The organism is Rhodanobacter sp. FW104-R8 (genome assembly GCF_001617365.1).
Taxonomy (GTDB): domain Bacteria; phylum Pseudomonadota; class Gammaproteobacteria; order Xanthomonadales; family Rhodanobacteraceae; genus Rhodanobacter.
This window is the reverse complement of the sequence record NZ_LVJR01000091.1, coordinates 1-17,937: the sequence shown is the minus strand read 5'-3', so window position 1 is coordinate 17,937 and position 17,937 is coordinate 1. Positions and strand designations below refer to the sequence as shown.

At 67.1% G+C, this 17,937-nt stretch carries 17 protein-coding genes and 1 pseudogene; 8 read left to right on the top strand and 10 right to left on the bottom strand.

Features of this window, described 5'->3' with window-relative positions:
* Positions 1-192: 192 nt before the first annotated feature.
* Both RHOFW104R8_RS12330 and RHOFW104R8_RS12325 read right to left on the bottom strand, forming a co-directional pair.
* Positions 193-831: an HAD hydrolase-like protein gene (locus tag RHOFW104R8_RS12330; RefSeq protein WP_068095143.1), complete on the bottom strand. Its 639-nt coding sequence runs from the start codon at positions 829-831 to the stop codon at positions 193-195.
* Positions 831-2,000, bottom strand: a complete 1,170-nt coding sequence (locus RHOFW104R8_RS12325) for a phosphoglycerate kinase (RefSeq protein ID WP_407071443.1) — start codon at positions 1,998-2,000, stop codon at positions 831-833. Before RHOFW104R8_RS12325 ends, RHOFW104R8_RS12330 begins: the two co-directional genes overlap by 1 nt.
* A gap of 193 nt (positions 2,001-2,193) precedes the next feature.
* Here RHOFW104R8_RS12325 and maiA point away from each other — a divergent pair, with 193 nt between their 5' ends.
* A complete protein-coding gene (gene maiA, locus RHOFW104R8_RS12320) occupies positions 2,194-2,868 on the top strand; it encodes a maleylacetoacetate isomerase (protein ID WP_068095148.1) in 675 nt (224 codons plus the stop codon).
* 92 nt (positions 2,869-2,960) lie between these two features.
* Here maiA and RHOFW104R8_RS12315 read toward each other — a convergent pair whose 3' ends face one another.
* A complete protein-coding gene (locus RHOFW104R8_RS12315; protein WP_068095150.1) occupies positions 2,961-4,073 on the bottom strand; it encodes a PilT/PilU family type 4a pilus ATPase in 1,113 nt (370 codons plus the stop codon).
* Positions 4,074-4,157: 84 nt separating this feature from the next.
* Here RHOFW104R8_RS12315 and RHOFW104R8_RS12310 point away from each other — a divergent pair, with 84 nt between their 5' ends.
* The 5 genes from RHOFW104R8_RS12310 (at position 4,158) to glmS (ending at position 9,435) form a co-directional block, all read left to right on the top strand.
* Positions 4,158-4,712, top strand: a complete 555-nt coding sequence (locus RHOFW104R8_RS12310; protein ID WP_068095153.1) for a DUF4398 domain-containing protein — start codon at positions 4,158-4,160, stop codon at positions 4,710-4,712.
* Complete coding sequence (locus RHOFW104R8_RS12305) at positions 4,709-5,350, top strand: hypothetical protein (protein WP_068095156.1); 642 nt, start codon at positions 4,709-4,711, stop codon at positions 5,348-5,350. The genes RHOFW104R8_RS12310 and RHOFW104R8_RS12305 overlap by 4 nt, the downstream gene beginning before the upstream one ends.
* 363 nt (positions 5,351-5,713) lie before the next feature.
* Complete coding sequence (locus RHOFW104R8_RS12300) at positions 5,714-5,941, top strand: YdcH family protein (RefSeq protein WP_068095161.1); 228 nt, start codon at positions 5,714-5,716, stop codon at positions 5,939-5,941.
* 160 nt (positions 5,942-6,101) lie between these two features.
* On the top strand, positions 6,102-7,472 hold the full coding sequence (locus RHOFW104R8_RS12295; RefSeq protein ID WP_068095164.1) for a pyridoxal-phosphate dependent enzyme: 1,371 nt from the start codon (positions 6,102-6,104) through the stop codon (positions 7,470-7,472).
* A gap of 133 nt (positions 7,473-7,605) precedes the next feature.
* The gene (gene glmS / locus RHOFW104R8_RS12290) at positions 7,606-9,435 is read left to right on the top strand and encodes a glutamine--fructose-6-phosphate transaminase (isomerizing) (protein ID WP_068095166.1); all 1,830 of its coding nucleotides are present in this window, start codon (positions 7,606-7,608) and stop codon (positions 9,433-9,435) included.
* A gap of 143 nt (positions 9,436-9,578) precedes the next feature.
* Here glmS and RHOFW104R8_RS12285 read toward each other — a convergent pair whose 3' ends face one another.
* The 7 genes from RHOFW104R8_RS12285 to rfbB all read right to left on the bottom strand — a co-directional run bounded on the left by RHOFW104R8_RS12285 (position 9,579) and on the right by rfbB (position 16,138).
* Positions 9,579-10,712: a Fic family protein gene (locus RHOFW104R8_RS12285; RefSeq protein ID WP_201028762.1), complete on the bottom strand. Its 1,134-nt coding sequence runs from the start codon at positions 10,710-10,712 to the stop codon at positions 9,579-9,581.
* 57 nt (positions 10,713-10,769) lie between these two features.
* Complete coding sequence (locus RHOFW104R8_RS17430) at positions 10,770-11,012, bottom strand: hypothetical protein (RefSeq protein WP_153021718.1); 243 nt, start codon at positions 11,010-11,012, stop codon at positions 10,770-10,772.
* A 112-nt stretch (positions 11,013-11,124) separates the two neighbouring features.
* Entirely contained in the window at positions 11,125-12,537 is a 1,413-nt protein-coding gene (locus tag RHOFW104R8_RS12280; protein ID WP_068095170.1) for a mannose-1-phosphate guanylyltransferase/mannose-6-phosphate isomerase, read from the bottom strand.
* A 16-nt stretch (positions 12,538-12,553) separates the two neighbouring features.
* Complete coding sequence (gene rfbD / locus RHOFW104R8_RS12275; RefSeq protein WP_068095178.1) at positions 12,554-13,489, bottom strand: dTDP-4-dehydrorhamnose reductase; 936 nt, start codon at positions 13,487-13,489, stop codon at positions 12,554-12,556.
* A gap of 143 nt (positions 13,490-13,632) precedes the next feature.
* The gene (gene rfbC, locus RHOFW104R8_RS12270) at positions 13,633-14,190 is read right to left on the bottom strand and encodes a dTDP-4-dehydrorhamnose 3,5-epimerase (protein WP_068095172.1); all 558 of its coding nucleotides are present in this window, start codon (positions 14,188-14,190) and stop codon (positions 13,633-13,635) included.
* The gene (gene rfbA / locus RHOFW104R8_RS12265; protein ID WP_068095174.1) at positions 14,187-15,071 is read right to left on the bottom strand and encodes a glucose-1-phosphate thymidylyltransferase RfbA; all 885 of its coding nucleotides are present in this window, start codon (positions 15,069-15,071) and stop codon (positions 14,187-14,189) included. The genes rfbC and rfbA overlap by 4 nt, the downstream gene beginning before the upstream one ends.
* On the bottom strand, positions 15,068-16,138 hold the full coding sequence (rfbB, locus tag RHOFW104R8_RS12260; RefSeq protein WP_068095175.1) for a dTDP-glucose 4,6-dehydratase: 1,071 nt from the start codon (positions 16,136-16,138) through the stop codon (positions 15,068-15,070). Before rfbB ends, rfbA begins: the two co-directional genes overlap by 4 nt.
* Positions 16,139-16,411: 273 nt before the next feature.
* Between rfbB and RHOFW104R8_RS12255 the strand changes: the two genes are divergently transcribed.
* Complete coding sequence (locus tag RHOFW104R8_RS12255; RefSeq protein WP_068095176.1) at positions 16,412-17,581, top strand: PLP-dependent aspartate aminotransferase family protein; 1,170 nt, start codon at positions 16,412-16,414, stop codon at positions 17,579-17,581.
* A 49-nt stretch (positions 17,582-17,630) separates the two neighbouring features.
* Positions 17,631-17,937, top strand: a pseudogene (locus tag RHOFW104R8_RS17840) (glycosyltransferase family 1 protein); the annotation flags it as partial.

The window sequence follows — 17,937 nt, the reverse complement described above, 5'->3', positions numbered from 1 at the left end:
GCCTCCGCCCCCGCGCCGCAGCTGTTCGAGCACTTCGGCTTCACCGTCGCGCACCTGGTCGACGCGGTGAAGCGCGTTATCCGCTGAGCTCACACCCACCCGGGTAGGAGCCCGCTGGCGGGCGATGCTCCTGGCGAGAGGCCAGAAAAGCATCGCCCGCAAGCGGGCTCCTACAGGAAATGACGAAACGGATCAGGCGAGCAGCAGGGCGGCCAGATCGTCCGGCGTAGCGGCGATGGCATGGGCGCCGGCCAGTTCCAGCTCCGCGCGGCCGCCGAAACCCCACAGCACGCCGAAGCCGCGCACCCAGTTGGCCACGGCGCCGTCGATGTCGAAGTGGCGGTCGCCGATCATCGCCGCGTCGGCCGGGTCGGCGCCGAAGTCGGCCAGTGCCTCGGCGATCATCGAGGCCTTCTCGCTGTGCGCGCTGCCCGGGTGCGGGCCGTACAGGCGCCCGAACGCCGCGCCGAACGGCAGGTGTTCGACGATCGGTGCGGCGTGGCGGTGCGGCTTGCTGGTGACCACGGCGAGCTGGTGGCCGGCACCGCGCAGCCGCCCGATCAGCGCCTCGATGCCCGGATAGATCGCGTGCTCGCGCCAGCCGTGCGTGTCGAAGCGCTCGTGGTAGTACGCCACCGCCGCCTCGATGCGTTCGGCATCGTGGTCCAGCAACGGCGCGAAACTGTGCCGCAGCGGCGGGCCGATCCAGCGGCGCAGCTCCTCGTGCGCCGGTGCCGGCACGTCCAGCCGCGCCAGCGCATGCCTCACGCAGGCGGTGATGCCGTGCTCGGAATCGATCAGGGTGCCGTCGAGGTCGAACAGGCAGAGCATTACTTCGCGGCCCGCGCCTTCAGCGCGGCCACCGCGGGCAGCTCCTTGCCTTCGAGGAACTCCAGGAACGCGCCGCCGCCGGTGGAGATGTAGGAGACCTGGTCGGCGATGCCGTACTTGTCGACCGCGGCCAGGGTGTCGCCGCCGCCGGCGATCGAGAACGCCTTCGACGCGGCGATCGCCCGCGCCAGCGTCTCGGTGCCCTTGCCGAACGCGTCGAACTCGAACACGCCGACCGGGCCGTTCCACACCACGGTGCCGGCCTTGGCGATCAGGGCCGCGTAGATTTCGGCGGTCTGCGGGCCGATGTCGAGGATCATCTCGTCCTCGCTGACTTGGTCGACCGGCTTGATCGTGGCCGGGGCCTGCGCGGAGAACGCCGGCGCCACCACCACGTCGACCGGCATCGGCACCTCGGCGCCGCGGCGTTTGGCGTCGGCCAGCACCTTCTTCGCGGCGTCGATCAGGTCCGGCTCGACCAGCGAATTGCCCACCGAATGGCCCAGCGCGGCGATGAAGGTGTTGGCGATGCCGCCGCCCACGATCAGCTGGTCGACCTTGCCGATCAGGTTGTCCAGCAGGGTCAGCTTGGTGGAGACCTTGGAGCCGGCCACGATCGCCAGCAGCGGGTGCGCCGGGTGTTCCAGCGCCTTGCCCAGCGCGTCCAGCTCGGCGCACAGCAGCGGGCCGGCGGCGGCGACCGGGGCGTACTTGATCACGCCATGGGTGGAGGCCTGGGCGCGGTGCGCGGTGCCGAACGCGTCCATCACGAAGATGTCGCACAGCGCGGCGTACTTCCTGGCCAGCACATCGTCGTCCTTGCCTTCGCCGACGTTCATGCGGCAGTTTTCCAGCAGCACCACCTCGCCCGGCGCCACCTCGACGCCGCCGGCCAGGTAGTCGGCCACCAGGCGTACCGGCTGGTGCAGCCGGGCGCTCAGCCACAGCGCCACCGGCGCCAGCGAGGATTCGGCGTCGAACCGGCCTTCCTTCGGCCGGCCCAGGTGCGACATCACCATCACCTTCGCGCCGGCGTCGCGGGCGGCCTGGATCGTGGGCAGGGCGGCGTCGAGGCGCTGGGTCGAGGTGATCTGGCCGTGGTCGTCGATCGGCACGTTCAGGTCTTCGCGGATCAGCACGCGCTGGCCGCGCAAATCGAGGTCACTCATGCGGATGACTGCCACGGCGGAACTCCGGTGAAGGGTGGAAAGCAGGCCCGAATGGGCGTCAACCGCTTATTGTCCGGTGCGTGGGGAGCCGATGCAAACCGTGGCGGGATGCCGCAGGCCGGCCGGCCATGCGCGCGGCCCGCCACTGTGGCTACACTGCGGGCTGTCCACGCGCGCGGGGGAGGGGCGGCTTATGGCTACCGGGTTGGTGCTTTACGGCTACTGGCGCTCTAGTGCCGCGTACCGCGTGCGTATCGCGTTGAACCTCAAGGGGCTGGACTACGAGACGCGCCCGGTGCACCTGGTGCGCGACGGCGGCGGGCAGCACACACCGGATTACCGCGCGCTCAATCCGCAGGAACTGGTGCCCTGCCTGCTCGACGGCGATCGCGCGATCCCCCAGTCGCTGGCGATCATGGAGTATCTCGACGAGATCCATCCGGAGCTGGAAACGGCCCTGCTGCCGGTCGATGCGCGCGGGCGTGCCCGCGTGCGGGCACTGGCGCAGGCGGTGGCCTGCGACATCCATCCGCTGGGCAACCTGCGCGTGCTGCAGCAGCTGGAAGCGCAGTTCGGCGCCGGCGAGGAGCAGCGCGCCGAGTGGTCGCGGCACTGGATCAGCGAGGGTTTCAGGGCGATCGAGGCGATGCTGGCCGACAACGCGGCCACCGGCCGCTATTGCCACGGCGAGGCGCCGGGCATGGCCGACGCCTGCCTGGTTCCGCAGGTCTACAACGCGCTGCGCTGGAAATTGCCGCTGGACGGCTATCCGACGATCCGGCGCATCCACCGGGCCTGCAGCGAGCTGGAGGCGTTCCGGCGGGCGGCGCCGGAGGCACAGGCGGACGCGCCGCAAAGCGAGAAGTGAGTGAATGAGGAGTGAGAAGCGAGAGAGAGAGCAGGGTGAGGCGGGTTGTGCCGTCTCTCACCCCTCACTCCTCTTCACTCACTCCTTGGCTCTCAGAAGCCCATCCCGTACGGGTCGTTGCCGGCCAGTTCCTCGTCGTTGTTGCCGCCTTCGGCGAGGCGGATCTTCAACGCCAGGCCGTCGCGCGAGTCGGACTTGTTGAGCGCTTCCTCCAGCTCCACGCGGCCTTCCTTGTACAGCCGGTACAGCGACTGGTCGAAGGTCTGCATGCCTTCCTGCAGGCTGCGGTCCATCGCTTCCTTGATCTCGTGGATCTGGCCGCGGCGGATCATGTCGCGGATCAGCGGGGTGTTCAGCAGCACCTCGGCGGCCGGGATGCGGCGGCCGTCCTTGCCGAGCACCAGGCGCTGGCTGATCACCGCGCGCAGGTTCAGCGCCAGGTTCATCAGCACGTTCTTGTGCGCCGACTCGGGGAAGAAGTTGAGGATGCGCTCCAGCGTCTGGTCGGCGTTGTTCGAGTGCAGCGTGGCCAGGCACAGGTGGCCGGTCTCGGAGAACGCGATCGCCGCCTCCATGGTGTCGGTATCGCGGATCTCGCCGATCATGATCACGTCCGGCGCCTCGCGCATCGCGTTCTTCAGCGCCTCGTGGTAACTGTGCGTGTCCAGCCCCACCTCGCGCTGGTTGACGATCGACTTCTTGTGCCGGTGCAGGTACTCGATCGGATCCTCGATGGTGAGGATGTGGCCGGGCGAGTTGGAATTGCGCTGGTCGAGCATCGCCGCCAGCGTGGTCGACTTGCCCGAGCCGGTGGCGCCCACCACCAGGATCAGGCCGCGCGGCTCCATGATCAGGTCGCGGAAGATGCCGGGCAGCTGCAGCTGCTCGATGCTGGGGATCTCGCTCTTGATCGCGCGGATCACCATGCCCACTTCGCCGCGCTGCTTGAACACGTTGATGCGGAAACGACCGGCTTCCTTCACCGCCAGCGCCATGTTCAGCTCCAGGTCGCGCTCGAACTGCGGCACCTGGCCCTCGTCCATCAGCGAATAGGCGATCTTCTTGACCATGCCGCCGGGCAGGCCGGTATTGCCCAGCGGATACAGCTTGCCCTCGACCTTGATATTCACCGGGGCGCCGGTGGACAGGAACATGTCCGACGCGCCCTTGTCTACCATAAGCTTGAGGAAGTAGCCGATATCCACGAATGACCCCTGTTTGCGCAAAGCGCGTTGCAATCTCGGATTATGCCCGCCCACAATACGCTGCGACATACCACGAGGAATGTGATGTACATCTTTTCCCTGCCGGCCGGCTCCCCACGCCGTATCCGTACGGCCATGGCGATGGCGGCCCTTACCCTGGCGCTGGCCGGCTGCGCATCGGTGCCGCCGCCGAACGATTCGATGAACATGGCGCAGTCGCAGCTGCAGATGGCCCGCGATGCGGGGGCGGCCGACTACGCCCCGGTCGACCTGGGATTTGCGCAGGACAAGTTCCAGCAGGCGCAGACGGCCATGGCCGAACGCAAGTACGCCGATGCGGCCAGCCTGGCCGAGGAGTCGCGCGCCGACGCCGAGCTGGCCCAGGCCAAGGCCCGGCTGGGTGCGGCGCGGGCGCAGATCCAGAGCAAGGTGCAGGAGAACACCCGCCTGCGCCGGGAAGGCGAGCAACTGGACCAGCGTGACAACGCGCCGGCACCGGCGCCGTCCGCTCCGCTGCCCACCCAGGACATGCCGGCACCGGCCTCGACCGTGCTGTCCGCGCCGGCCGGTGCCGGTTTCCAGACCGTGCCTGAGACCAGCCAGCAGCCCGCTTCCAATGCCCAGGGAGGCCAGCCATGAAGCGCCCCACCTTCACCCTGGCCGCGATCGTGCTGGCCCTGGCGGCCGCCGGCTCGGCGCACGCCCGCAAGGACGACATCGACATCGCCCGGCTGAGCGGCGGCCTCGACCAGCTCGCCAACGACCCCAGCCTGGGCCGCTACGCGCAAGCCGAGCAGGCCCGCGCCCGCGACGCGATCAACCGGCTGGCCCAGGCCGGTTCGCGCGAGCGCCCGCACGCGCTGTACCTGGCCGAGCGCCGGGTCGACCTGGCCAAGACCGCCGCGCAGTTGCAGGATGCCCAGGTCAAGCTGACCCAGCTCGACCGCGAGCGCGACCAGATCATGCTCGACAACAGCCGGCGCGAGACCGAGCTGGCCCAGCGCGAGCTGGAGCGCCAGCGCTTGCAGTACCAGTTGGCCCAGGAGGAGGCGGCGCGGCTGCAGGCGCAGGGTCAGGAATACTCGCAGGCGGCCGAACAGGCGCGCGCCGAGGCCGAGCGGGCGAAGAAGCTGGCGGCGGCGCAGAGCAAGGTGGCCAAGGCGGCCAAACAGCAGGCCGAGCTGGCCGCCCAGGCGGCCAAGGCGATGCGTTCGCAGATGGGCGAAGGCGACCAGCCCGCCGAAGCGGCCCCGGACGCCTCGAAAAAGCATCCTTGACCATGATCCCGGCGGGGCGCTGCGGCGCCCCGCCGCGCCCGTGCCCGCGCTCGGCAGCGGCCTGCCCGGGTCTCGGTTAGTTAAACGTAAAAGGCTGTTTTGACAGCTGTTTCACCCGAAACCCTGGCGTTTCGCGAAGCCTCTCCGCCAGGCTTGCACCCCCCTGATCGGGAGAGTAGGGTCGAAGTCCCACGGGGCATCCAGGCCGCGTGGGCCACTGACCCGAATCATGCGCTTATTCCACGTTTCCATGCGTCACCCGCGTTCCGGCAGGCCGGCGCGGGGCGTGGGTGCGTGCATGCATTCAACGTCTGCGGATGCTTCCTGTCGCATCCGCATGCCAACTCGCGAGGAGGTCGGATCATGTTTGAAAACCAGCAGCGTGATGATGTCGAGGCATTGATGAAGGCCGATGCCGAATTCCGGCGGCTCTACCAGCATCACCGCGAACTCGACAGCAAGGTGCACGATGCCGACATCGGCGTGCTTCCCATCGACGATGTCACCCTCGCCAGCATGAAGAAGGAGAAGCTGCTGGCCAAGGCGCGACTCGAACGCATGTGGGCGGATCGGGCGCATCTCATCCACTGAGCCTGCAGTTTCACGTGAGCGCGGCCCCGGGCCTTTCCCCCGTGTATCGGGAAGGGTGCCGGGGCCGCCGCGTTTGCGGCGGGCGGCCGGGCCGAGCGGTTATCATGGCGATCCCGCAGCCGCGGCCTCGCCCGGCTGCCCTTCCAGCGACGGAGCCCCCATGACGGTCCACCAGAGTGTCCTCGAACTGATCGGACGTACCCCGATGGTGCGCGCGCAGCGCCTGGATACCGGGTCGTGCGAGCTGTTCCTCAAGCTGGAGAGCACCAACCCCGGCGGCTCGATCAAGGACCGCATCGGCCTGTCGATGATCGAGGGCGCCGAGAAGGACGGTCGCATCCGCCCGGGCGACATCCTGGTCGAGGGCACCGCCGGCAACACCGGCCTGGGGCTGGCCCTGGTCGCGCAGCAGAAGGGCTACCGGCTGATCCTGGTGGTGCCGGACAAGATGAGCCGCGAGAAGATCTTCAACCTCAAGGCGATGGGCGCCGAGGTGGTGCTGACCCGCTCCGACGTGGCCAAGGGCCACCCCGAGTACTACCAGGACATGGCCGAGCGGATCGCCCGCGAGACACCCGGCGCGTACTTCATCAACCAGTTCGGCAACCCGGACAACCCGGCCGCGCACATCGCCACCACCGGCCCGGAGATCCTCGAGCAGATGGACGGCAAGGTCGACGCGATCGTGGTCGGCTGCGGTTCGTCCGGCACGCTGAGCGGCCTGTCGAAGTTCTTCGCCGGGCACTCGCCGCAAACCGAGTTCGTGCTGGCCGATCCGGTCGGCTCGATCCTGGCGCAGTACATCAACGAGGGCACGCTCTCGACCAAGTCCGCCAGCTGGATGGTCGAGGGCATCGGCGAGGATTTCCTGCCGAGCATCAGCGACTTCACCCGGGTGAAGAAGGCCTATGCGATCCCCGACAAGGAGAGCTTCCTCACCGCGCGCGAGCTGCTGGCGAAGGAGGGCGTGCTGGGCGGCTCGTCCACCGGTACGCTGGTCGCCGCGGCGCTGCGCTATTGCCGCGAGCAGACCGCGCCGAAGCGCGTGGTCACCCTGGTCTGCGACACCGGCAACAAGTACCTGTCCAAGCTGTACAACGACTACTGGATGCTCGACAACGGCTTCATCGAGCGCGAGCGGCACGGCGACCTGCGCGACCTGCTGCTGCGCCCGTTCGCCCAGCGCGACACCGTGGTGGTCGGCCCGAACGAGCTGCTGGTCACCGCCTACAACCGCATGAAGCTGTACGACGTGTCGCAGCTGCCCGTGATGGACGGGCGCAAGCTGGTGGGCATCGTCGACGAGTCCGACGTGCTGATGCACGTGCACGCCGACGAGACGCGCTTCCGCGACCCGGTGTCGACCGCGATGATCACCAGCCTGCAGAAGCTCGACGTGCGCTCCCCGATCGAGTCGCTGCTGCCGGTGTTCGAGCGCGGCCACGTGGCGATCGTGGTCGACGGCGACGACTTCCTCGGCCTGATCACCCGCATCGACCTGTTGAACTATTTGCGCCGCAAGGTGGACTAAGCGTTCCGATCCGGTCCGTACCGGTCCGGCCGTGCCGGCCCGGTGCGCGAAAGCCTGCCGCAATGCGGCTCGCCCAAGATGACCCTCCAGGTGCGGCCGCGGGCCGCGCAACCACCCAAGGGAAGCCCTGTCGATGTGTGGAATCGTTGCTGCCGTTGCCCAGCGTGATGTCGCCCCGCTGCTGATTGCCGGCCTGAAGGCGCTGGAATACCGCGGCTATGACTCCTCCGGCGTGGCCGTGCTCGACCATGGCGCGATCCGCCGCGTGCGCGCCAAGGGCAAGGTACGCGAGATGGAAGCGCTGTACCTGGCCGACCCGCTGCCCGGCGGCACCGGCATCGCGCATACCCGCTGGGCCACGCACGGCGTGCCGAGCGAGGCGAACGCGCATCCGCACATCGCCGGCCGCGTGGCGATCGTGCACAACGGCATCATCGAGAACTACGCCAGCCTGCGCGCCGGGCTGCAGGCCGACGGCCACGTGTTCACCTCCGAGACCGACACCGAGGTGATGGCCGTGCTGATCGACCGCCACCTCGGCCAGGGCATGCGCCTGCGCGAGGCGGTGCTGGCCACCGTGCGCGAGCTGGAGGGCGCCTATGCGATCGCGGTGGTCAGCAGCGACGAGCCCGGCCGCGTGGTCGGCGCGCGCCGCGGCGCGCCGCTGCTGGTCGGCCTGGGCATCGGCGAGAATTTCCTCGGCTCCGACGCGCAGGCGCTGATCCAGGTCACCAACAAGATGCTGCACCTCGACGAGAACGACGTGGTCGAGATCACCCGCGACAGCGTGCAGGTGTTCGCCCTCGACGGCACGCCGGTGGTGCGCCCGGTGCACGAGAGCGAGCTGTCCACCGACGCGGTCGAGCGCGGCGAGTACCGCCACTACATGCAGAAGGAGATCTTCGAGCAGCCGCGCGCCATCGCCGACACGCTGGAGGCGCGCCTCGGCGCGCACGGCGTGCTGCCGAACATCTTCGGCATCGACAGCGACGCCCTGCTGCGCAAGGTCCGCGGCCTGCACATCATCGCCTGCGGCACCAGCTACCACGCCGGCCTGGTCGCGAAGTACTGGATCGAGGAATACGCGCGCCTGCCGGTCAGCGTGGAGGTGGCCAGCGAATACCGTTACCGCGAGACGGTGGTGCCCGAAGGTACCTTGTTCGTGGCCATCTCGCAGTCCGGCGAAACCGCCGACACCCTGGCGGCGATGCGCGAGTCGCGCCGGCGCGGCTACCTCGGCACGCTGGCGATCTGCAACGTGCCCGAATCCTCGGTGGTACGCGAGGCCGACCTGAAGCTGATGACCCGCGCCGGCCCCGAGATCGGCGTGGCCTCGACCAAGGCCTTCACCACCCAGCTGGCCGGCCTGGCCCTGCTGACGCTGGAGCTGGCCCGCCGCAACGGCCTGGCCGACGACCGCTACGCGGCGCTGTGCGCCGAGCTGCAGCACCTGCCGCGGGCGGTCGAAAACGCGTTGCAGCTGGAGCCGGCGATCATCGTGCTGGCGGCCGACTTCATCCACCGCCAGCACGCGCTGTTCCTCGGCCGCGGCGTGCAGTATCCGGTGGCGATGGAAGGCGCGCTGAAGCTCAAGGAGATCTCCTACATCCACGCTGAAGCGTATGCCGCCGGCGAACTCAAGCACGGCCCGCTGGCCCTGGTCGACGAGAACATGCCGGTGATCGCGGTGGCGCCGAACGGTCCGCTGCTGGACAAGCTGAAATCCAACCTGCAGGAAGTGCGCGCCCGCGGCGGCCGCCTGATCGTGTTCGCCGACGGCGCCGCCGGCATGGACGACATGGCCGGCCACGGCGCCATGCTGCGCGTCGAATCGGGCGGCTCCTTCATCGCCCCCGCCGTGTTCACCGTGCCGCTGCAGCTGCTCGCCTACCACGTCGCCGTGCTGCGCGGCACCGACGTCGACCAGCCGCGCAACCTGGCCAAGTCAGTGACGGTGGAATAGGTGCGGCGCACCGCCTGACTGGCCGTCAAGTCTGACTCTGTCCCGGTTGGGCGCCGGGTTCTCGAAGCCGGCGCCTTTGTTCTTCCATGACTCGAGTCCAAACAGCTCCAGGCGCGTGGCGCCTGGAGGTCACGAACAGGCGTTCATACCCGCACGCGCTGCATCAGTGGTTCGAAGCGGTACATGGCGGAACGCCGCCCGGCCGCTTCGCGCACTACCTGCAGCAATCCTTCCTGCAGCAGCACTCGGCTGAACCGCGCCGCTGTCTGCGGCGGGATGCCGGCGTTGCGGGTGAAGCGGCTATTGCTGAACACCGGATGGGTGAACAGGTAGTCCAGCGCCGCCACCGCGTACTTGGACGCGAGCAACTCGGCGAAACGGGGTTTCATTTCCGCATAGAAATCACCGATCGTCTGCGCGGCTTCCAGGTTGGAGACGGCCTGCTGCTCCACCGCGGCCAGGAAGAACTGGCACCATCCTTCCCAGTCGTTATCCGAGGACACCCGGCGCAGCCGATCCAGGTATTCGTCCTTGTGGTCCTCGAAGTAACGACTGATGTAGAAATGCGGCGCAGCGATCGCCCCGCCTTGCCACAGCATCAGGGTGATCAGCATACGGCCGACGCGCCCGTTGCCGTCCTCGAAGGGATGCAGCGCCTCGAACTCGGCATGTGCCAGCGCCGCGCGCAACAGCACCGGCACGGTCTCGTCGTTGATCAGGCGAAACAGCGCCTCCATGCCGCCGGGCAGATGTTCCGGCGCGATGGGTACGAAGCTCACCTTGCGGCTGCCGCGCTCACCGATGTAGTTCTGTTCGCGTTTGTAGATGCCCGGTGATTTGGCGGCTCCACGCCCGAAGGACAGCAACTGGCGGTGGATGCTCTTCAACAGCGATTCCGACAGAGCCTGGCCCTGTTCCATCCGGTACTGGGCGGTGTTCAGCGCACGCCGGTACAGGGCCGTCTCGATGGCGTCGGAGCGAAACCCCTGGGCGGCGCTCTCGTCGTCGTCGCCGAATTCCGCCTCCAGCAGCAGGATTTCGTCCAGTGTGCTGATGGTGCCCTCCATGCGCGAGGACACTACGGCTTCCTGGCCTCTCATCGGCGCCACGAACAGCTCGCTGTTGTGCAATCCGTGGAGCATCTGGTCGTAGCGCGCCAGCGCCGCCGTGGCCCCCAACAAGCCCGGCATCAGGCGGCCGTAATCCAACCCTCCCGGTGGAAATTGCCCGACGTGGCAGTGGACGGCTTGGCTGGTGTCGAGATTCATGTGTTGCATGGTATCTCAATTGTCATACACATATTCACCATGATTAACAACAAGCATCGTTGTTGTTCATGAATCGCGCACAAAGTGCTTGTCGTCAAAATTGGCGGCTCCATGAAAAGCGAGCCTGCTTGCCGTTATCCCGGAATCGACAACGGAACTTGATTGCAGCATATCGCCAAATCTTGATGACAAAGCATGTTCAAAGATTCGTCGGCACCGTCGGGCAGCAGAACCCAGCTGAGCGCTCCTCATCGAGTAAATTATTGCCAAATCAAAAGGTTGTGCTTGATCTTGGTAGATCTGGGACATGCCGCGGGACACTTCGGGAAAACCTCGCGGCGCCTCGGCGAGCCGCAAGGGGCTAGCCGCGACAAGCAGGCCTGCTCGCGGTGTACGGGTGGAAGCGGGGCCCAGGCAAGCGTCAGGCGCGCCCGTAGACGTCGTCGTAACGCACGATGTCGTCTTCGCCGAGGTAGCTGCCGGACTGCACCTCGATCAGTTCCAGCGCGACCTTGCCGGGATTGCGCAGGCGGTGCTTGCTGCCGAGCGGGATATACGTGCTCTGGTTTTCGCCGAGCAGGAACACCTTGTCGTCGCAGGTGACCTCGGCGGTGCCGGAGACCACGATCCAGTGCTCGGCACGGTGGTGGTGCTTCTGCAGGCTCAGGGCTGCGCCGGGCTTGACCACGATGCGCTTGACCTGGAAGCGCTCGCCTTCCTCCAGCGAGTCGTAGCTGCCCCACGGCCGGTACACCACGCGGTGCAGCGAGTGTTCGCTGCGGCCGGCGGCCTTCAGCCGCTCGACGATCTTCTTCACGTCCTGCGCGGCATCGCGGTGCGCCACCAGGGTGGCGTCCGGCGTGGTCACCACGATCAGGTCGTCGACACCGACGGTGGCGAGCAGGTGGCGCTCGTGCGAGCGCAGCAGCGAGTTGTGCGTGTCCACCGCCATGGTGTCGCCCTCGCGCAGGTTGCCGTCGGCGTCCTTGCCGCCGGTCAGCCACAGCGCCGACCACGAGCCGATGTCGCTCCACGCGCAGCTGACCGGGATCACCGCCGCGCGCCGGGTCTTCTCCATCACCGCGTAGTCGATCGAGTCGTCCGGCACCAGCGCGAACGCGTCGCGGTCGATGCGCACGAAGTCGAGGTCGGTGGTGGCTTTCGCGTACGCCTCGCGCACCGCCGCCAGCATCGCCGGCGCGTGCGCGGCCAGTTCCTCCAGGTAGCGCGCGGCCTTGAACAGAAACATGCCGGAGTTCCAGTCGTAGCCGCCGTCGGCGAGGTACGACTCGGCCGTGGCCAGGTCGGGCTTTTCGACGAACTGCTCGACGCGATAACCATGGGCATCCACGGTTTCCGCGCGACGGATATAGCCGAAGCCGGTGTCCGGACGATCCGGGCGGATGCCAAACGTCACAAGCCAGCCTTGTTCAGCCAGCGGCATGGCTTGTTTCACGGCCTCGACAAACGCGGCCGTGTCACCGATCAGATGATCAGCAGGCAGTACCAGGAGCACGGCATCCGCATCGCGTTGCAGTGCTTGCAATGCACCCAACGCGATCGCCGGCGCGGTGTTGCGGGCCAGCGGCTCCAGCACGATGGTGGCGCCCTTGATATCCCCTTCCAGCAGCTGGTCGGCAGCGAGGAAGCGATGGTCCTCGCTGGCCACCACGATCGGCACGGCCACATCGGGCAACTGCCGGGTACGTGCAATGGCCTGCTGGAACAGCGTGCCCTTTCCGGCCAGTTCCAGGAACTGCTTGGGCAGGTTCTTGCGCGAGACCGGCCACAGGCGCGTACCGCTGCCGCCGCTGAGGATGAGGGGAATCAACATGGGTCCTTGTCCTGTTTCAGTTGGTTGATGTGATGAGCTCTTGCATGGTTTTGTGCAAGCCTTGCCGCCAATCGGGGAGTGGAAAAGCGAAGTGCCGCTGGAACTCGGCATTATCCAGCAATGACCACGCGGGGCGCACGGCAGGGGTAGGAAATTCAGCGCTGCCGATCGCGACCACGCGGGGAGCGCGCGCCAGCAGGCCGAGCGCCGCGGCCTGTTCGACGATCGCGCTGGCGAAGCCATGCCAGGTCGTGGCGCCGCTGGCGACCAGATGATGGGTGCCGGCCAGTGCGCGCCGTTGCGCGGCGTCGGCCTGGAGCCAGCGGTCGAGCGCGGCGAGGCTGGCTTCCACGATCAGCATGGTGTCGGTGGGCGCGCCGTGCTGGTCGGCGACCACGCGCAGTTCGTCGCGTTCGGCGCCCAGGCGCAGCATGGTGCGCAGGAAGTTGTGGCCGTGCGCGGCGTAGACCCATGCAGTGCGCAACGTCAGGTGGTCGGCGCCGCTGTCGCGCAGCGCCTGTTCGCCGGCCAGCTTGCTGCGGCCGTAGGCGCCGAGCGGGGAGGTCGGTGTGTCGACGGCGTACGGCTGCGATTGCCTGCCGTCGAACACGTAGTCGGTGGAGTAGTGGATCACCAGCGCGCCATGCGCCGCCGCCCAGCGGCCGAGCACGCCGACCGCCTCGCCGTTGACGCGAGTGGCCAACGCCTCTTCCTGCTCCGCGCGGTCGACCGCGGTGTACGCGGCGGCATTGACGATCACGTCCGGCCGCACGCGGTCGAGCAGGACGGGCAGCGACTCGGGGATCGACAGGTCGGCGATCTCGCCGTGGCCACCAGCAGTCACCACACCATCGCGACTGGCGACGATCAACTCGCCGCGCGCAGCCAGGCCACCCTGATCAAGAAACGTGCGGCCGAGCTGGCCGTTGGCGCCGAGCAATAGGGTCTTCATGTCCACCTCCACCATTATCGTCATCCCCCGCGCAAGCGGGAAGAGCTTTTCAACAGCCGAAGGGCTGGTCATCCAGTGTCCTGACATGGCCAGACAGCAGTCGCTGGATCCCTGCCTTCGCAGGGATGACGAGCAAAAAAAGCCTAGGCTGCGTACACCGGCAACCGCTCGGGCGGAACATCCGCGAGCAACGGCGTCTTGCCGTCCTTGTCCGACAGCAGCGGTTCGCTGATCGGCCAGTCGATGCCCAGCGCGGCGTCGTTCCAGCGGATGCCGGCATCGGTCTTCGGGTCGTACAGCGCGGTGCACTGGTAGGTGAAGGTGGCGAACTCGGACAACACGCAGAAGCCATGCGCGAAACCTTCCGGCACCCAGAAGTGGCGGTGGTTGTCGGCGGTGAGCATCACGCCGACGGATTGCCCGAACGTGGGCGAGCCGCGACGGATATCCACCGCCACGTCGTAGACCTCGCCCTCGAGCACGCTGACCAGTTTGCTTTGCGGGTTCGGCCACTGGTAGTGCAGGCCGCGCAGCACGCCGCTGGCCGAGCGCGAGACGTTGGATTGTACGAAGTTGACGTCGATGCCCGCCTCGATCCATCTGGCCTTGTTGTAGCTCTCGTAGAAGAAGCCGCGGGCATCGCCGAACACCTGCGGTTCGATGATCAGGGCGCCGGGCAGCGCGGTCTCGATCACTTTCATCGCACGTGGCCATGCCGGGTCAGCTGCTGCAGGTACTGGCCGTAGCCGGTCTTGGCCAGCGGCGCGGCCAGCGCCAGCAATTGCTCGGTGTCGATCCAGCCGTTGAGGTAGGCGATCTCCTCCGGGCAGCACACCTTGAGGCCCTGCCGGTTCTCGATCGTCTCGATGTAGTTGCCCGCTTCCATCAGCGACTCGTGGGTGCCGGTGTCGAGCCAGGCGAAGCCGCGGCCGAGCTGCTCCAGGTGCAGCGAGTCGTCGTCGAGGTAGCAGCGGTTGAGGTCGGTGATCTCCAGCTCGCCGCGCGGCGAGGGCTTCAGCGACGCGGCGTAGTCGCACACGCGGGCGTCGTAGAAGTACAGGCCGGTGACGGCGTAATGCGACTTCGGCTGGGCCGGCTTTTCCTCCAGCCCGATCACCTTGCCGGCGTCGTCGAATTCGGCCACGCCGTAGCGCTCCGGATCCTTTACCCAGTAGCCGAACACCGTGGCGCCGCGCTCGCGCGCGGCGGCGCGCCTGAGGCGCTCGGTGAAACCGTGGCCGTAGAAGATGTTGTCGCCCAGCACCAGGCAGCTCGGCTTGGCGTCGACGAAGTCGCGGCCGATGGTGAACGCCTGCGCCAGCCCGTCGGGCGAAGGCTGCACTGCATACCGGATGTCGATGCCCCACTGCGAGCCGTCGCCGAGCAGGCGCTGGAACATCGACTGCTCGTGCGGGGTGTTGATCACCAGCACCTCGCGGATGCCGGCCAGCATCAGCGCGGCCAGCGGGTAGTAGATCATCGGCTTGTCGTACACCGGGAGCAGCTGCTTGCTGATCGCGCGGGTGATCGGGTGCAGCCGGGTGCCGGAGCCGCCGGCGAGGATGATGCCCTTGGTGGTCATGCGCCCAGCCTCTCCATGCGGTAGCTGCCGTCGAGCACGCGTTGCACCCACGGCTGGTGGTCGAGATACCAGTCCACCGTGGCGGCGATGCCGCTCTCGAACGTCTGCGAAGGTTGCCAGCCCAACTCGCGCTGTAGTTTGGACGAATCGATCGCATAGCGGCGGTCGTGGCCGGGGCGGTCCCTCACGTAGGTGATCAGCGACTCGCGCGGGCGGCCGTCGGCCGGCGGCCGGCGCCCATCGAGCAGGGCGCAGATGGTCTTCACCACGGCGATGTTCTCGCGCTCGGCATTGCCGCCCACGTTGTAGGTCTCGCCCACCCGGCCGGCGTCCAGCACGCGGCGGATCGCGCTGCAGTGGTCGCCCACGAACAGCCAGTCGCGGATGTTTTTGCCGTCGCCGTAGACCGGCAGCGCTTCGCCGGCCAGCGCCTTCTGGATCACCAGCGGAATGAGCTTTTCCGGGAACTGGTACGGCCCGTAGTTGTTCGAGCAGTTGGTGGTCAGTACCGGCAGGCCGTAGGTATGGTGGAACGCGCGCACCAGGTGGTCGGAGGCAGCCTTCGAGGCCGAGTACGGCGAGTTCGGCGCGTACGGCGTGGTCTCGGTGAACTTGCCGTCGGCGCCGAGCGAGCCGTACACCTCGTCGGTGGACACGTGCAGGAAGCGGAACGCCTTGCGGGCGCTGCCTGCCAGGCCGCGCCAGTAATCGCGGGCGCCTTCCAGCAGGCCCAGCGTGCCCACCACGTTGGTCTGCACGAACTCGGCGGGCCCGTCGATCGAGCGGTCGACGTGCGATTCGGCGGCGAAATTGACGATCGCGTCAGGCCGGTGTTCGGCCAGCAGCCTGGCCACCAGCGTGCGGTCGCCGATGTCGCCGTGCACGAACACATGCCGCTCGTTGCCATGCAACGACGCCAGCGTGTCTGGATTGCCGGCGTAGGTGAGCTTGTCCAGGTTGACGACCTGCAGGCCATCGGCCACCGCCTGCAGCACGAAATTGGCGCCGATGAAGCCGGCTCCGCCGGTGACCAGCAGGGTCTTGCTCCTCGTGGATGATTCGTTCATCAAGATGTCCTAGGTTTCAGCCGAGCGGGTCTGCAGGGCGGTTCAAGCGCCGGGTGGGCAACAAATGATGCCGGTTCCGGACGCGATGACCAAGCGCCGGCCGTGTTCGTGAAGGTGTCGAAGCGAGAAAGATGCTGGAAAACCGACAGTTTGCTCACTTTGGGATGAACGCCATCCTCGCCCGTATACCCGATAGTTGCCGCTTAACGGCTAGAATCACGGGCTTGATCGTCACCCAGGCGATCCGTTTGGCGGGTCGGGAGAAACAGAGCGATGAAAAGCGGCAAGCAACGCAGTGAACAGGGAATGGGCACCCGCGCGATCCACGCCGGCCAGCATCCCGATCCCAGCACCGGCGCCATCATGACGCCGATCTACGCCACCTCGACCTACGTGCAGGAAAGCCCGGGCAAGCACAAGGGCTATGAGTACTCGCGCACGCAAAATCCTACGCGCATGGCTTACGAACGCTGCGTGGCGGATCTGGAGGGCGGCGTGGCCGGTTTCGCGTTCGCCTCCGGCCTGGCCGCCGCGGCGACGGTGCTCGATCTGCTCGATTCGGGCAGCCACGTGATCGCGATGGACGACCTCTACGGCGGCACCTACCGCCTGTTCGAGAGGGTGCGCCGGCGCTCGGCCGGGCTCGACTTCAGCTTTATCGACCTGAACGATATGGCGGCGCTGAAGGCGGCACTGAAGCCGAACACGCGGATGATCTGGGCCGAAACGCCGACCAACCCGATGCTGAAGCTGGTCGACCTGGCCAAGGTCGCCGCGTTCGCGAAGAAGCACGGCCTGATCCTGGTGGTCGACAACACGTTCTGCTCACCGATGATCCAGCGGCCACTGGAATTCGGCGCCGACTTGGTGCTGCATTCGGCCACCAAGTACATCAACGGCCACTCCGACATGGTCGGCGGCATCGTGGTCGCCGGCAGCCAGGAGCTGGCCGGGCCGATGGGCTTCCTGCAGAACTCGGTGGGCGCCGTGGCCGGCCCGTTTGATGCGTTCCTCGCCATGCGCGGCCTGAAGACCCTGCACCTGCGCATGCGCCAGCACTGCGCCAGTGCGCTGGAGCTGGCGACGTGGCTGCAGAAACACCCGGCGGTCGAGCGGGTGATTTACCCCGGCCTGAAGAGTCACCCGCAACATGCGCTGGCCAAGCGCCAGATGCACGGCTTCGGCGGCATCGTCACGATCGAGGTGAAGGGCGGCCTGAAGAAGGCCAGGCGCATGCTGGAGCGCTGTGAATTGTTCGCGCTGGCCGAATCGCTCGGCGGTGTCGAGAGCCTGATCGAGCACCCCGCCATCATGACCCATGCCTCGGTGCCTGCGGCGAACCGCAAGCGGTTGGGGATCAGTGATGGTTTGATTCGGCTCTCGGTTGGGGTGGAGGATCTGGCCGATCTGCGCGCAGAGCTGACTCACGCGTTAGGTAGCTGACCATGGCAATCAAATATGCCTGTGCGGACATGACGATGGGACGCATGTGGTGAACATTATCAGCCGCTCAAGGATGACTTTCGGTGTCGGGCTGTTGAACTTGTCTGCATGGATTCGTCGACAGCCATGGCTCAAGGCGATTTATCGTCATGTCCCACCGATAGTCAGAAACAGGATATCTGAGGCGTTGGCTGCACGCGTCAGCGAGCAAATCAAGTTTCAGCGGACGTCGAACTGGCAGCAACATACACACCAGTCCGATTCGACATGGGTAGCCATACCTAGTGACAAGTATGGCAAAGCCGTTGGCGTGAATGTTTTTGCCTATGTACGCGGCCAGTTCGGATTGGCCGAAA